General features: G+C 65.2%; 13 protein-coding genes. 8 read left to right on the top strand and 5 right to left on the bottom strand.

Annotation, left to right across the window (positions count from 1 at the left end):
• Positions 1-38 precede the first annotated feature (38 nt).
• Positions 39-1,979 (bottom strand): DEAD/DEAH box helicase, encoded by a 1,941-nt coding sequence (locus tag JQ603_RS18025; protein WP_212341366.1) that lies wholly within the window; start codon positions 1,977-1,979, stop codon positions 39-41.
• A 246-nt stretch (positions 1,980-2,225) separates the two neighbouring features.
• Between JQ603_RS18025 and JQ603_RS18020 the strand changes: the two genes are divergently transcribed.
• From JQ603_RS18020 to JQ603_RS18010, 3 genes are all read left to right on the top strand, one after another.
• Positions 2,226-2,738 carry a hypothetical protein gene (locus JQ603_RS18020; RefSeq protein WP_212341365.1) on the top strand — a complete coding sequence of 171 codons (513 nt, stop codon included), beginning with the start codon at positions 2,226-2,228 and terminating at the stop codon, positions 2,736-2,738.
• Positions 2,739-2,822: 84 nt separating this feature from the next.
• Positions 2,823-3,563 carry a metallophosphoesterase family protein gene (locus JQ603_RS18015; RefSeq protein WP_212341364.1) on the top strand — a complete coding sequence of 247 codons (741 nt, stop codon included), beginning with the start codon at positions 2,823-2,825 and terminating at the stop codon, positions 3,561-3,563.
• 90 nt (positions 3,564-3,653) lie between these two features.
• Positions 3,654-4,007, top strand: coding sequence for a cupin domain-containing protein (locus JQ603_RS18010; RefSeq protein ID WP_212341363.1), 354 nt, complete (start codon positions 3,654-3,656; stop codon positions 4,005-4,007).
• A gap of 23 nt (positions 4,008-4,030) precedes the next feature.
• On the opposite strand, the gene JQ603_RS18005 is transcribed toward JQ603_RS18010, so the two are convergent.
• The 3 genes from JQ603_RS18005 to JQ603_RS17995 form a co-directional block, all read right to left on the bottom strand.
• Positions 4,031-4,543, bottom strand: a complete 513-nt coding sequence (locus JQ603_RS18005; protein ID WP_212341362.1) for a hypothetical protein — start codon at positions 4,541-4,543, stop codon at positions 4,031-4,033.
• A gap of 114 nt (positions 4,544-4,657) precedes the next feature.
• Positions 4,658-5,071 (bottom strand): VOC family protein, encoded by a 414-nt coding sequence (locus JQ603_RS18000; RefSeq protein ID WP_212341361.1) that lies wholly within the window; start codon positions 5,069-5,071, stop codon positions 4,658-4,660.
• 5 nt (positions 5,072-5,076) lie between these two features.
• The gene (locus JQ603_RS17995) at positions 5,077-6,228 is read right to left on the bottom strand and encodes a zinc-binding dehydrogenase (protein ID WP_212341360.1); all 1,152 of its coding nucleotides are present in this window, start codon (positions 6,226-6,228) and stop codon (positions 5,077-5,079) included.
• 216 nt (positions 6,229-6,444) lie between these two features.
• Here JQ603_RS17995 and JQ603_RS17990 point away from each other — a divergent pair, with 216 nt between their 5' ends.
• The 5 genes from JQ603_RS17990 to JQ603_RS17970 all read left to right on the top strand — a co-directional run bounded on the left by JQ603_RS17990 (position 6,445) and on the right by JQ603_RS17970 (position 11,360).
• Positions 6,445-6,924 carry a GNAT family N-acetyltransferase gene (locus tag JQ603_RS17990; RefSeq protein ID WP_212341358.1) on the top strand — a complete coding sequence of 160 codons (480 nt, stop codon included), beginning with the start codon at positions 6,445-6,447 and terminating at the stop codon, positions 6,922-6,924.
• 355 nt (positions 6,925-7,279) lie between these two features.
• The gene (locus tag JQ603_RS17985) at positions 7,280-8,503 is read left to right on the top strand and encodes an MFS transporter (RefSeq protein ID WP_212341552.1); all 1,224 of its coding nucleotides are present in this window, start codon (positions 7,280-7,282) and stop codon (positions 8,501-8,503) included.
• A gap of 53 nt (positions 8,504-8,556) precedes the next feature.
• A complete protein-coding gene (locus JQ603_RS17980) occupies positions 8,557-9,723 on the top strand; it encodes an MFS transporter (protein ID WP_212341356.1) in 1,167 nt (388 codons plus the stop codon).
• A 68-nt stretch (positions 9,724-9,791) separates the two neighbouring features.
• Positions 9,792-10,403 (top strand): PilZ domain-containing protein, encoded by a 612-nt coding sequence (locus tag JQ603_RS17975; RefSeq protein WP_212341354.1) that lies wholly within the window; start codon positions 9,792-9,794, stop codon positions 10,401-10,403.
• A gap of 330 nt (positions 10,404-10,733) precedes the next feature.
• Positions 10,734-11,360 carry a transglutaminase-like cysteine peptidase gene (locus tag JQ603_RS17970; protein WP_212341352.1) on the top strand — a complete coding sequence of 209 codons (627 nt, stop codon included), beginning with the start codon at positions 10,734-10,736 and terminating at the stop codon, positions 11,358-11,360.
• A gap of 118 nt (positions 11,361-11,478) precedes the next feature.
• Here the strand turns inward: JQ603_RS17970 and JQ603_RS17965 are convergent, their stop codons facing one another.
• Positions 11,479-13,242 carry a CYTH and CHAD domain-containing protein gene (locus JQ603_RS17965; RefSeq protein WP_212341351.1) on the bottom strand — a complete coding sequence of 588 codons (1,764 nt, stop codon included), beginning with the start codon at positions 13,240-13,242 and terminating at the stop codon, positions 11,479-11,481.
• Positions 13,243-13,657: the final 415 nt, after the last annotated feature.

The raw sequence follows: 13,657 nt of genomic DNA, 5'->3' as shown, positions 1-13,657 counted from the left end.
TCCGGCGGCATCATTGCTGTCTAATTGTCTGGCGTCGCTCAGCCGCGACGCTTCTTCTTTGATTTCTTTCCTGGCGCACCCTTGACCGGCCACGGCGTGACCGACGGCTCCGCATGGCCCGGCTTGCTCTTGTGCCGCTTCTTCTTTCCGAAGGACGGAGGATCGTCGAATTTCGGCCTGCGTTCGCCGTGCCCCTTGTCCCGCGGCTTGAATGCATTGTCGCGCGGTCGATCGTCGCGACGTTCACGATGTTCGCTGTTACCGCTCTCACGCCGAGGTGCGTGGTGCCGCTCCTCCGAGGGCTCGTGCCGCTGCGGCGGCTCCGCCATCGGCTCGATGCGGATGCTGTCCTCCTTGTCCGGACGCTTGATCTTCGCGGCAAAGGTCTCCGCGACCCGCTCGGAAATCTCGAACTCGGTGGTGGTGTCCATGATCTTGATGGCACCGATGTCGCGCTTGTCGATGCCGCCACGGCGGCAGATCATCGGCAGCAGCCAGCGCGCTTCCGCATTCTTGCGCCGCCCGATCGCGGCGCGGAACCAGACGCTGCCCTCCGCCATGACGTGCTTCGAGGACGTTTTTCCGGACTTCGATCGAGGCTTGGCGGGACGATCGTCGCCGCCTTCAAACCTGTCACGGCCGCGATCGTCGCGCGGCCGGCCGGTCCGCTCGCCGGGATCGATGATGTCTTCGGGTGACGGCAGCCGCGCGCGATAGAGCCGCGCGAGCGCGGCGGCGATGTCCTCGGCCGACCGCTCGGCCAACAAGGCTTGCGCCAAGGCCAGGTCGTCGGACGTCGTCTCCTCGGTGAACAGCACGTCCTTCATGCGCTCGTGATCGAGCTTGCGGATTTCATCCGCCTGCGGCGCCGTGCCCCAGTCCGCATCGATGCCCGAGAGGTTCAGCAGCAGTTCCGCACGCCGCCGCCGCGCCGGCGGCACCAGCAGCACGCTCGTTCCCTTCCGGCCCGCACGCCCGGTGCGGCCCGAGCGATGCTGCATGACCTCGGCGTCGTTGGGCAGGTCAGCATGGATGACGAGGTCGAGGCTCGGCAGATCGATGCCGCGGGCGGCGACGTCGGTCGCGACACAGACGCGGGCACGCCCGTCGCGCAGCGACTGCAGCGCCAGGGTCCGCTCGTTCTGCGTCAGTTCGCCCGACAGGGCGACCACGGCAAAGCCGCGCTCCAGAAGCGCTGCCTGCAAATGCCTGACGGCATCGCGCGTGCTACAGAACACCAGCGCGCTCGGCGCTTCGTAGAAGCGGAGCACGTTGACGACGGCATGCTCGACGTCGGCGGGCGCGATGCGGATGGCGCGATACTCGATATCGGCATGACCGCCCTCGTCGCCGGCGACCTCGATCCGGAAGGCATCGCGCTGATACTGCCGCGCCAGCGCGACGATCCCGCGCGGAAACGTTGCCGAGAATAGCAACGTGCGGCGCGTCTCCGGCGTGGTCTCGAGGATGAATTCCATGTCCTCGCGAAAGCCCAGATTGAGCATCTCGTCGGCCTCGTCGAGCACCACGGCGGCGAGTTCGGAGATATCGAGACGGCCGCGCCGCAGATGATCGCACAGCCGTCCGGGCGTGCCGACGACGATGTGCGCGCCGGCGGCCAGCTCGCGCTGCTCGCGCCGCGGATCCATGCCGCCGACACAGGAGACGACGCGCCCGCCTGCATGCCCGTACAGCCAGGCCAGCTCGCGCTGAACCTGAAGTGCGAGCTCGCGGGTCGGCGCGACGATCAAGGCGAGCGGGGCGGCCGCGGGCCCGAAGTGCTCGGCGTCATCAAGCAGATTCTTGGCGATGGCCAATCCATAAGCAACGGTCTTGCCGGAACCGGTCTGGGCCGACACCAGCAGGTCGCGGCTGGTGGCTTCATGGGCGAGCACGGCGAGCTGGACGGGCGTCAGTGAATCATAGTTCCGCTCGGCCAAAGCTCGGGCGAGCGGCGGGGTCAGGGCCGGAAGAGACACGGGATGGAGAACCTTGGTTAATTCAGGCGCGGAACGATGAAACCGGCGGACCTGAGCTGGCGGGCGCGGCAACGGGCCTGGCCGCACGCTGGCGATGTGATTGGAGGCTCTTTACGCCAAGTACCGCCAAATCACCATGCCTTTGATGCATGGCTTTCCGGAGAGAGCCGCGCCTGAAGGTTGCAGCGGATTTTTGCAGCCACCTCCATTAACCTGAGCCCCACCGGATGTGATGGGAATGACCGCGTGACGTCCTCCGTCAAACGCAGGTGTGGCGACTGCACACTCTGCTGCAAGGTGATGGCCATCGAGGCGCTGGCCAAGCCCGCGAACAGCTGGTGCCGGCATTGCAAACCGGGCCGCGGCTGCGCGATCTACTCTGCGCGGCCGGGTGAATGCGAGGACTTCGCCTGCCTATGGCTGGCGAGCGATCTCCTCGACGAACGATGGAAGCCCAACCGGTCAAAACTCGTCCTGACCACCTCGGAGGACGGCATCGAAGTCCGCTGCGACCCGGGCTCTCCCAACGCCTGGCGCAGGGAGCCCTACGCCGGCGACATCCGCGCATGGGCGGCGGAGGGCGAGCGCAACGACATGACGGTGGTCGTGATCGCTGGTCAGCGCCTGATCCTCGTCACGCCGGATCGCGAGTTCGATCTCGGGATCGTGGGGCCGGACGAACGGATCGTGCGGGAGGTCGAGGGCACCAAGGTGGTTGGCGCGAGAGTGGTGAAAGATAGCCAGATTAGCGATGGCTAGTTGGTGAACGTGCCATTGGCTGATGCTAGATATGTCCAGCGACCTGGCAGCTTAAGTTCAGGCGAAATAAAAGGGAGCACAACGATGCGATTGGCAGTCATTTCCGACATCCACGGCAACCTTGTCGCGCTGGAGGCGGTGCTGGCCGACATCAAGGCACGGGGCGTCGATCGCACAGTCAACCTCGGGGATTGCGTCACCAGCCCGTTGTGGCCGAAAGAGACTTTCGAAGCCCTGCAGTCGCTGTCGTTGCCGACCGTGCGCGGAAACCATGATCGCTGGATCGAGGAATTTCCGGACGACAAGCTCTCGCCGGCAGGTCTGTTTGCGCGCAACGCGTTGACTGCGGAGCAGCGGCGCACCCTCCACAGCCTGCCCTCCCAACTGCGACTGGACGATGGCATCCTGGCCTGCCATGGCACGCCCGAGAGCGATACGACGTGCTTGCTGGAGGAATCGCTCGACGACGGCCGCTTTGTGCCGGCACGCCGCGACGTGCTGGAGGCACGCCTGGCGAGCGAGCCGGCGGCGCGCGTGGTGCTGTGTGGCCATAGCCACCGCCAGGCCGTCATTCACGGGCCGCGCGAGTGCTTGGTCCTTAATCCGGGGAGCGTCGGATGCCCGGTCTTCGCGGACATTCCCTTTGCCGCAAAACTGGAACACCGCTCGCCTCACGCCCGCTACGCGATCCTCACCAAGGGAAAAAGGGGCTGGCAGGTCGAACTCCTGGCACTCGAATACGACTGGGAGGCCGCCTCGGCGCGCGCGCTCGCCAACAACCGCCCTGAATGGGCACAGGCCATGTTGTCCGGATACGTCAAATAGAAGCTGGCTGCTCTGCTGAACGAATGCGGCCTTGTCGCGCCCTGCACTCGCCCCCAAATCGTACCCCACGAGAGAGCAACGGGGAAAAACATGGCCGACAGCATATCGCTTGCCGACAAGCTCGCGACCTTTGGGGATTATTGGTCGCCGCGCACGATCACGACCTTCAACGATTGCGACGTGATGGTGGTGAAGGTGAAGGGCGAGTTCACCTGGCACAAGCACGATGACACCGACGATTTCTTTCTGGTCCTGAAGGGCAGTCTCGACATCGAACTGCGGGATCGCACGGTGACGCTCGGCCCGGGCGAACTCTACGTCGTTCCCCGGGGTGTCGAGCATCGCCCGGTGGCGCGCGAGGAGGTCCATCTCATGCTGATCGAGCCGACCGGCACGCCGAACACGGGCGATAAGGCGACCGCCGCTGCGCGTAAGCTCGCATAGAGGGCAACGCGGTTGGCTCTGGCCTAGTCCCTCGAGGTCGCCAGCCTGCTGAACCTACCGATCAGCTTGGCTCTTGCCCGCGCAACAGTGTCCTTGGCCGCGTGGGCCAGGGCCCGAATGGCCCGCCAGGCTTCGGTTGCCTGCAGCCACGCTTTCATCTCGGCGAACTTACCATAGGTCCAGGCAAACGCCGGAATCCGCATCAGCTTGTCCCGCGTGAGATGGAAAAGGCGCTCCACCAGCACAAGCTTGAGCAGCTCGCCGACGATGAAAGTCACCGCACCGCTCACGACCTGACCGGTTGCAGCGAGGTAGGCTGCGACCGGCTTGATCGGCTCCAAAATGATGACGGGCACGGAAAACAGGGCGAGCGATGGATAAGGCGGAAGCGCCCTGATCCAGGCGCGCAACCGCCTGAACTCGAAATACCGCCCGATCCAGCGGGCGATCGGCCTTGCCACGGCCATGAAGACCGCATCCACCAGGAAGTAGATCGCAGCCAGGATGTAAGTGACGGGTTTCAGGATTCGCTTCACGATACCTCTCCCGCGAACTGAAAGCCGGAACTGGGACTTAAGTTTCACCTCGACGTGAATAACTTGCGGATTCCTGGTGGAACTTTTTGGGCCATCGCCCGCCTCTGCCGCGGTTCAGATCTCGGCATAGACCTCCAGAAGATTGCCGTCAGGGTCGCGAAAGAACAGCGTGCGATGTCCGAAGGGCTGGTCCGTCGGCGGCGAGAGCAACGCCACGCCCTGCCGCACGAGCTCGTCGGCACATTGATCGACCACGGCCGCGGAGACCTTGAAGGCCAGTTGAAGCGAGGCGCTGCCCGCCGGTGTCGGCGCATCGGAAGCGGTCCGGCTCGGTTTTGCCAGAGCCAGCGTGTTGTTGCCCAAGCCGTATTCGATCCAGTTCGGCGAGAGCTCGCGCGAGAGCGGAAAGGCGAGCACGTCCTCATAGAAGCGCCGCATCGCGGCCATGTCGCGCACGAAGATGACGGTGTAGTCGATCGCGCGGATGGCGTGGAAGGGTGAGCGGGGACTGCTTGGCTTCTCGTCCATCACGGCTAGTCCACCAGCTCCGGCCACGGCACGATCGTCGACTTCACCGTCTTCATCGCCATCGCATCCTTCACCGCCTGCGCGACGCCCTCTTCCGTGAAAGGATAGATCGTCTGCATCTTCAGCCAGGGATATTTGTCACGCGTGCGGTAGAGCATGTCGACGCCGAGCGGCAGATCGTTGCCGGTAAAGCCCCAGGATCCCAGCACGTTGAGATCCTTGGTGCAGATGCGGTGCCAGGACGTATCGATCGAGCCGGCGTCGGTGAACTGGCCCATCTCGACATAGGTGCCGCCGTCGCGCAGCATCTCGATGCCTTCGGGGCCGGCCGTGGGATGACCCGAGCAATCCATCACGAGGTCGGCGCCGAAGCCGCCGACGATTTTCCGCACGCGATCGATGCGCTCCCGAGGCGACTTCAGCTCCTCGATGTTGACGGTCGCCTCCGCACCGAACTCGCGCGCGAGCTTGAGCCGCGGCTCCTCCGGCGCGCCGACACAGATGACGCGCGCGGCCCCCATCTCCTTTGCGGCCGCGACCGCGAGAATGCCGATCGGGCCCGAGCCCTGGATCACGACCGTGTCGCCCCAGGAAAAACCACCGGCACGGGTCGCACGGTTGAAGGCGCGGATGCAGGAGGTCAGCGGCTCGGACAGTGCCCCCAGCCGCAGCGACATGTCGTCGGGCAGCTTGTAGATCTTGGTGCCCGGCAGCATCTCGAGATCGACATAGACATATTCGGCCCAGCCGCCCCACATGTGCGGCGCCTTGTCGAAGCCGAGATAGCGGCCGTAATAGACCGGCGTCAGGCACTTGTTCGCCGTCTGCGGATAGTGAATGCAGTAGTAGCAGCGCCCGCACGGCATCAGCGGCGGGATCATCACCTTGGAGCCGACGGTCAGCGGCTTGCTCATAAAATCCTCGGAAAACTCCTCGCCGCATTCGACGATGACACCGCCGAGCTCGTGGCCGAGCGTGAATGGCCAGGGCAGCGGCTTCGGCCAGTGTCCTTTGAGGATGTGCAGATCGGTGCCACAGACCCCGCAGGCGCCGACCTTGATCAGCGCGGCCTTGCGGCCGACCTTCGGCCACGGCACGGTGCGGATGACGGGCTCCGAGCCCGGTCCTGCGTGGGTGCAGACGCGGATCTGTTGCATGGCTGTTTCCTCGGTGCCCGTCTGTTATGATTGATGGGTGCGGGCTGAAGACAAGCGTATGTGAGATGCGCGATCGTGCCAAGCGGGCAGTCTCGTAGCCCGCAAGAGCGATGCGATATGCGGGGGCGGCGGTCCCGGATATTGCGGAGCCTGTCATCGGGCGGCGCCTTGCGCCGACCCGTTGGCTCATCCGGGCTACAAGGGAGCGCTACGCTGATGCTGCGCGACTATCGAGCTGACGATGCGGAGGCGATCGTGCGTGTCGCGTTGGCGGCGTTCGCAGAGTTCGAGCAGCATTATTCCGACTGGCCGCTGTTCATGACCCACGTCGCGAAGATGCCGGAGCTTGCCAAGACCGGCGAGATCATCGTTGCCGAAGACGGCGACCAGGTCGTTGGCGCCGTCGTGTATGTCGGCGCGCAAGCGCCGAAGCCGGCGTTCTTCGACCCGGCCTGGCCGGTCATTCGCATGCTGGTGGTCGATCCTTCCGCGCGCGGCAAGGGCATCGGCCGACAATTGACCGAAGAATGCCTGCGCCGCGCCGAGCGCGACCAATCGCCGGCCATCGCCCTCCACACGACGCCGATCATGACGGTCGCGTTGCCGATGTATCTGCGGATGGGATTTGTGAGGATTGGCGAGGCGCCGGATATTTTGGGCGTGCCGTATGCGGTCTACGTGAAGTCGCTGGCGTAAGAGCAGGTTCGTAGCCCGCATGAGCGAAGCGACATGCGGGAACACTGTCCCGGATATCGCTAGCGCTCATCCGGGCTACGTAACCTGCCTGCGACAACCACCGCCGTCATCCTGAGGTGCTCCCCTTGCGATGCTTAGCATCGCAAGGGGAGCCTCGAAGGATGGGCAACGGCGCTTGCGGCCCATCCTTCGAGGCGCGCAAGAGCGCGCACCTCAGGATGACGGTGGAGCTTGTGGCAGCACTGCATGGCTGGTGTCCAAGCACACCCAAGTGTCTTGAGCACGGGCCAGCGAACGTGTAACTCCCCAAGAGTCCTTTCCAGGTGCCCGCTTGAACCCCCTTCCCCAAAATCCCATGGTCGCGTCCGGCTCGTTCGCGGCGATGAGGTCCGTGCCGTATCGTCTCCAGTTCACGGCCTACGTGCTGGCGATGATGGCGGACAATATCGAGCATGTGATCAGCTATTGGGTGGTGTTCCAGAAATTCCATTCGCCGACGCTGGGCGGGTTTGCCGTGCTGTCGCACTGGCTGCCGTTCCTGCTGTTCTCGGTCGCCGTCGGCGGGCTCGCCGACCGGTTCGATCCGCGCCGGATCATCCAGTGCGGCATGCTGCTGTTCATCGTCGCTTCCGCCGGATGGGGCTTCTTCTTCCTCACCGACACCATCCAGATGTGGCACGCGATGCTGCTGCTGGTGATCCATGGCTGCGCCGGCGTGCTGTGGCAGACGCCGAACCAGCTGCTGCTCTACGACCTCGTCGGCCCCGCGGACCTTCCGAGCGCGGTGCGGCTGAACGCGATGGCCCGCTATCTGGGCATTCTGGTCGGACCTGCAGTGGGCGGCGTCATCATGCTGACGCTCGGCCCCTCGCACGGCATCATCTTCAACACGCTGTTCTATCTGCCGATGCTGCTCTGGCTGTTCTGGGCGCCGGTGCGGGACAAGAGCCTGGCTGCGCGACGCTTCGCCGTGCGCGGCCTTGCCGACATCGTGCTCACCATCCGCGCCATCGGCACGCAGCCGGTGCTGACGGCGATGACGTGGCTCGCCGGCCTCACCTCCTTCATGATCGGCAACGCCTATCACGCCCAGATGCCGGGCTTTGCCGGCGATCTCGGCCATGGCGATCCCGGCGTCTCCTACAGCGTGCTGCTCGCGGCGGATGCCGCCGGCGCGCTGCTCGCCGGCATCGCGCTGGAATCCTGGGGGCGGCTGAAAGGCACGCCGCGCACCGCGATCATGCTCGCGATGCTCTGGAGCGTTGCACTGCTCGGCTTCGCCGCAATGCGGATCTATCCGGTCGCGATCGTGCTGCTGTTCTTCGCGGGCTTCTTCGAGCTGTCGTTCAACACCATGGCGCAGGCCCTGGTGCAGCTGAACGCACCGCATGACATCCGCGGCCGCGTCGTCGGTCTCTACAACATGGCCGGCCTCGGCATGCGGGCGTTCAGCGGTATCACGGTCGGCGTGTTCGGCGCGGCGATCGGCATCCACTGGTCGCTCGGGCTGTCGGCCGCGGTGCTGCTGGCGCTGCTGTGCCTGCTCTATGGGCGCGCGACGAGGAAGGCGGCCGGTTGACTCTGGTCCCTCCCCACCGCACCCTCGATTGAGCGCCTGGGGGAGTTGAGGCATTGCGCAATCGCTGGGGCATTCTTGCGATCCTGTTCGTCGTGCGCCTCACCATTGCGTTTCAGTTCCAGAGCGTTGCGGCGGTCGCGCCGCTGCTGCAGCAGACCTTCGGCGTCGGGCTCGCCGATATCGGCATCCTGATCGGGCTCTATTTCACGCCGGGCGTCGTGCTGGCGCTGCCGGGCGGCGCGATCGGCCGTACCCTCGGCGACAAGCCGACGACCATCGCCGCGCTGCTGCTGATGACGGCGGGCAGCCTCGTCATGGCCGTCACCGACGTCTGGGGCTGGCAGATGGCGGGCCGGCTCGCGTCCGGCGCCGGCGGCGTGCTGCTGACGGTGCAGCTCACCAAGATGGCCGCCGACTGGTTCGCGGGGAAGGAGATCGCGACCGCGATGGCGATCTTCGTCAATTCCTGGCCGGCCGGCGTTGCGATCTCGCTGCTGGTGCTGCCGGCGATCGGCACCGCCTACGGCGCGGGCGCCGTGTTCCTGTCCGTGGGCGCACTGACTGCGATCGGCATTGTGCTGATCACGTTCTACCAGCCGCCGCCGGGAGCCAGCGTCGGCGCGGCCGGCTCGGGCCGGCTCGATCCCCTCGCCCTGCTGGCGGTGATCGTCGCCGGCGTGATCTGGGGCCTTTATAATGTCGGCTTCGCCATGATCTTCTCGTTCGGCCCGACGCTATTGGCCGAGCGCGGCTGGAGCATCGCCGCGGCAGGCTCGGCGATCAGCGTCGTGATGTGGCTGTCGGTGATCTCGGTTCCGGCAGGCGGCTTTCTCGCCGATCGCTTCAAGCGACCCTTTATATTGGTGATCGCGGCCAGCCTCCTGGTGGCCCTGCTGCTGGCCTGGCTGCCGCGATCGGACTGGGTGATCACGATCCTGGTCCTGATCGGCCTGATCGGCGGCCATCCGGCCGGCCCGATCATGAGCCTTGCCGCCCGCGTGCTCGCCCCGGAAACGCGAGCGGTCGGGATGGGCGTATTCTACACGCTGTTCTATGCCGCGATGATGCTGGGGCCGGCGCTGGCCGGGCGGCTCGCCAAATCGGCCGGGACCGCGGCGGTCGCGCTCGACCTCGGCGCGGTTGCCGTGCTGGCCTGCCCGCCCCTGATGTGGCTGTTCGAACGCATTGTGTCTGTCCGTAACCAGCGCGCCCGATCCTAACGCGGCATTAACCCTATGCACCTTAGGGTCGTCCCGGACTCCGCCCGGGCGGGGGTCGGGTGTTGAAAATGGCGTTGGCGAACAAAAAATTTCTTCCGGCCGCCGAGGAACGTCGGCGTTTCCAGCGGGTCAAGGTGCACCTGCTCGGCCGCTACATGCTGCCGGACCGCCGTGAATTCCCCTGCCAGGTGATCAACATGTCGCCGGGCGGCCTCGCTCTGCTCGCCCCCGGCATCGGCAATGTCGGCGACCGCGTGGTCGCCTATCTCGACCATATCGGCCGCGTCGAGGGCAAGATCACCCGCATCATCGACAATGGCTTTGCCATGACGATCGGGGCGACGCCCAGGAAACGCGACAAGCTCGCGGCACAGCTCACCTGGCTCGCCAACCGCGACATCCTCAATCTGCCGGAGGATCGCCGCCATGACCGTATCGTGCCGCGCAACCCGATCGCGGTGCTGACGCTCGAGGACGGCACCAAGATGACCTGCCGCATCATCGACCTCTCGCTGTCGGGCGCCGCCATCGCCGCCGAGAACCGGCCGCCGCTGAAGTCGGTCGTGCTGCTCGGCCGAGTCCAGGGCCGCGTGGTCCGAAACCTCGAAGACGGCTTCGCGCTGGAGTTCATGCACGAGCAGCCGGCGGAGACTCTCGAAGAGAGCGTTACCGCGCGGTAAAGCGAAAGCCCGCCAAAACCACTGGTTTTCCAGCCCTGAAGGCGGCCTCCGCGACCCGGACGCCGCCTTTTTCATGCGTTGTGACCGCCCTGGCGCGGGTTAACGCGAGGCCGCCTGCGCGCCGAAACGGCGGTTCCGCCAGCGTTTCCGGGTTAATCGATAAAGTTTGAATCAATTGCAGTAATCTCAAATTTTACGCGAATTCTATTCAAGTATAGATCGAATTCGCCGCGCGTTTTACTTGCATTCGTCTCGACTTGACTTGGTCGACTTAGCGGCAACTCAAAAGCTCCGTGCGAAATGTGGTCCCAACAAGAAACGGGGGCCGCAATGTTTGATTTCAGGGGACAGGGGAAGGGTTTGGCGATCGCCGCCATGCTCTTCGGGATCAGCGCGACAGTGCAGGCCGGCGAAGGCCGTCTGCTCTACGCGAGCCTCGGCGACACCACGCGTGCGCCGATCGGCTGGGTCGAGTTCTGTGCGGACAATGCCGCGCAGTGCCAGGGCGGGCCGACGCAGCCGCGCGACATCGTGATGTCGCAGACCGCGTGGCGCGACCTCGTCAAGGTCAATCGCTGGGTCAACGAGACCGTCAAGCCTTTGACCGACCAGGAGCACTGGGGCGTGATCGAGAAGTGGTCGCTGCCGTCGGACGGTTACGGCGACTGTGAAGATTATGTGCTGTTGAAGCGCAAGATGCTGATGGATGCCGGCTGGCCCCGCGAGGCCCTGCTCATCACCGTCGTGCGCGACAAGAAGGGCGAAGGGCACGCGGTGCTGACGGTGAAGACCGACAAGGGCGAGTTCGTTCTCGACAATCAGAACGAGAACGTCGTTGCCTGGACGGAGACCGGCTACCGCTTCGTCAAGCGCCAGTCGCAGAGCGATCCCAACGTCTGGGTCTCGCTCGGCGATACCAGGCCGGCGGTCTCCACCGCCAGCGCGAAGGATCAGTAGGAACGAGACAACGAGTTACGCGACCCGGTCACATCCCCACCCCTCCCCGTCCCAGACCGGTTCGCGCGCGGCCAGCCATCCCCCAATGGCTGGCCGCAACTTTTTTGAGGGCACGCGATCAGCCGTGCGACGACCAGGGCACGCGCGCGGCGGTGAAATCCCGCCAGCTGTCCTGCAAGGACTGCTGCACGCCGATCGATGCACGCGCCTGCCAGCCGGCGATCGCGGCCGCGGCGATGGCACTGTCGCGATCTTCGGCGCCGAGCCCGTCGAGCAATGAGGCCGTCACCGCCATGTCGTTGAAGGCGCCGAGCTCCTCCTGCAGGCCGGCGAGCCTGCGGGCGAATTTTCGCGCGGACTTGCGATCGGAGAACAGCGGCAACAGAAACTCGCCGAGATAGCGCAGACGCTTGGCCGCGAGCCGCACCCGATGCACCTCGTCGACCCCGAGCGACTTGAAGCGGCGGCCGCGCTTGAGCAGCTTGGCGTGCTGCTCCGACAGGACGTGCTGGGCGAAACTGACCGCGGGCTCGGCGAGCCGGCCGAGATCTTCGGGCGCGACGTCGTTGCGCCAGCCGCGCGTCTCGATCCAGCCGCCGAGACCGATCAGGAAGACGGCGCAGCGGCGATCATCGAGCGCAAGGTGCGCCTTGCGATAGGCCTCCGACTGACGCTGCGCTGCGACCCGCCCGAGCGCATCGAAGCCCGCGACCGAAGGACAGGCCTTTGCGATCGCCGGCAAGGTGTCGAGCTGGAACACGTCCCAGTCGCGCGCGGCGGACAGTCCTTGCGCCAGCCATTTGGCTTCCGACCGCAGCGCGTCGAGATTGCTGAGCGCGCCGGCCGATCGCATCAGGTCGAGCGCCGATCGCAGCCGGCGCAGCGAGACGCGCAGCTGATGCACGCCTTCGGGATTGCGGCCGTCTTCCGCCGCCGGCAGCGATTGCAACAGATGGAGGAAGCAGGAACGCAGGATCGTCGCGAAGGCCTCGTCGAGCGTGACGGAGGGATCGAGCCGAAGCTTGCCCGGCCGGCGCGCCGACGGCGCCTTGTCGGCGGCAAGGTCGAAGCCGCACGCGGACTTGCTGCGGATCGACGGCTTCACCGCGCCATGCTCCGCAAGCCGCAGCGCGATCTCGTAGATCGCGCTCGCGCTGCCGCTCTTGAGCTCCAGTTCAATCTCGCTCACCGGCAGCGACCGGTCGCCGGCCGTCAGCTCGCCCTGGTCGAAGGCGATCTCGATCGTGCCGGATGGCAGCTCGACGATGCGCGTGTGCCGATGGATATCGGCCGTGAAGACCGCTTCGAGCGGCTGCGTTTCGAGCTGCTCGCGAAGCTTCTCCGGAATGAAGGGCATCGCCAGAGCGGGATCGGGCGCAAGCGATGGCACGCTCGCCTCCCATTCGCCGCGTCGCAGCGGATCGTCGGCGGCATCGGTCTTCACGGTCTGGACGAAGCGCGCGCCGCTCTGGCGTATGCGCAAGCTCAGCCCGGCGCGCCGAAGTCCCCACTCGGGCGTGTCGTAATAGACGGACTTGAGACGTTTGCGCGCGCCCTTGTTGCGTGCGTTCGCCGCGATGACGGGCGCAGCGCTGAAATGCGCCATGCGATCGGCATCGACGAGAAGCTTGAGCTCGATTTCGCCGGCCGGACGCGCCGCAACGTTCGACTGGGTCGGCTCCGGTGCAGGCGTTGCGTCTTGCGATGGCGTCTGATCAATCACAGCGCCCTCGACAATCGCAGGTTCCGCGCCGGACTCGGCTGCGTCACGTTGCCTGAGGAAGCCAGCGATGACTTGCGTTCGCTTACCGTCCTTTGGGACAGGATTCCCGTCCGGCACGCTCATGGTTTTGCGAGCCGGCGTAGCGTCTGATTTTAACATTTCCGGTGACATGACAGTTCTATGACAGAGCGCCAGCATATAACCGGTGCGGCTCGCGAGGAATAGTCACGTTACGTCGCGGCCCATCATGATCCACATGCACATGCCGCACGGCAGATATCGACGAGGATTGTCATAATTCGCCGAGCGCGACGAATTAAATTGCCGCGACGCGTAGTGAGTGATCGAATTGATAGCGAATCTTTCGGCTCTCGAAAGCGAGATGAACGCGTCAGCGAGATTGACTCATGCTAGCCGAGAAATTCTTTCTGGTTCTGGAGACGCTTAGAAGTCACGCCGCCGATGACGGCCCCGGGATTGTGACAAGCCCTGTTGCGACAAGCCCTGCGCGGTCTTCCACCGTCCAGGAAATCGCAAAGGATACGCTGCGCAAAGGGCTGGTTCCCGACGATCG

Origin of the sequence: Bradyrhizobium liaoningense (assembly GCF_018130825.1) — a bacterium.
GTDB lineage: Bacteria > Pseudomonadota > Alphaproteobacteria > Rhizobiales > Xanthobacteraceae > Bradyrhizobium > Bradyrhizobium liaoningense_B.
The sequence above is the reverse complement of the archived record's forward strand: the minus strand, read 5'-3'. Positions and strand labels throughout refer to the sequence as shown.

Bases quoted from the DNA above. Each gene is read 5' to 3' on its own strand.
- JQ603_RS18015 (WP_212341364.1), top strand. From the start codon at position 2,823: ATGCGATTGGCAGTCATTTCCGACATCCACGGCAACCTTGTCGCGCTG.
- JQ603_RS18010 (WP_212341363.1), top strand. From the start codon at position 3,654: ATGGCCGACAGCATATCGCTTGCCGACAAGCTCGCGACCTTTGGGGAT.
- JQ603_RS18000 (WP_212341361.1), bottom strand. From the start codon at position 5,071: ATGGACGAGAAGCCAAGCAGTCCCCGCTCACCCTTCCACGCCATCCGC.
- JQ603_RS17995 (WP_212341360.1), bottom strand. From the start codon at position 6,228: ATGCAACAGATCCGCGTCTGCACCCACGCAGGACCGGGCTCGGAGCCC.
- JQ603_RS17990 (WP_212341358.1), top strand. From the start codon at position 6,445: ATGCTGCGCGACTATCGAGCTGACGATGCGGAGGCGATCGTGCGTGTC.
- JQ603_RS17985 (WP_212341552.1), top strand. From the start codon at position 7,280: ATGGTCGCGTCCGGCTCGTTCGCGGCGATGAGGTCCGTGCCGTATCGT.
- JQ603_RS17975 (WP_212341354.1), top strand. From the start codon at position 9,792: ATGGCGTTGGCGAACAAAAAATTTCTTCCGGCCGCCGAGGAACGTCGG.
- JQ603_RS17970 (WP_212341352.1), top strand. From the start codon at position 10,734: ATGTTTGATTTCAGGGGACAGGGGAAGGGTTTGGCGATCGCCGCCATG.
- JQ603_RS17965 (WP_212341351.1), bottom strand. From the start codon at position 13,242: ATGTTAAAATCAGACGCTACGCCGGCTCGCAAAACCATGAGCGTGCCG.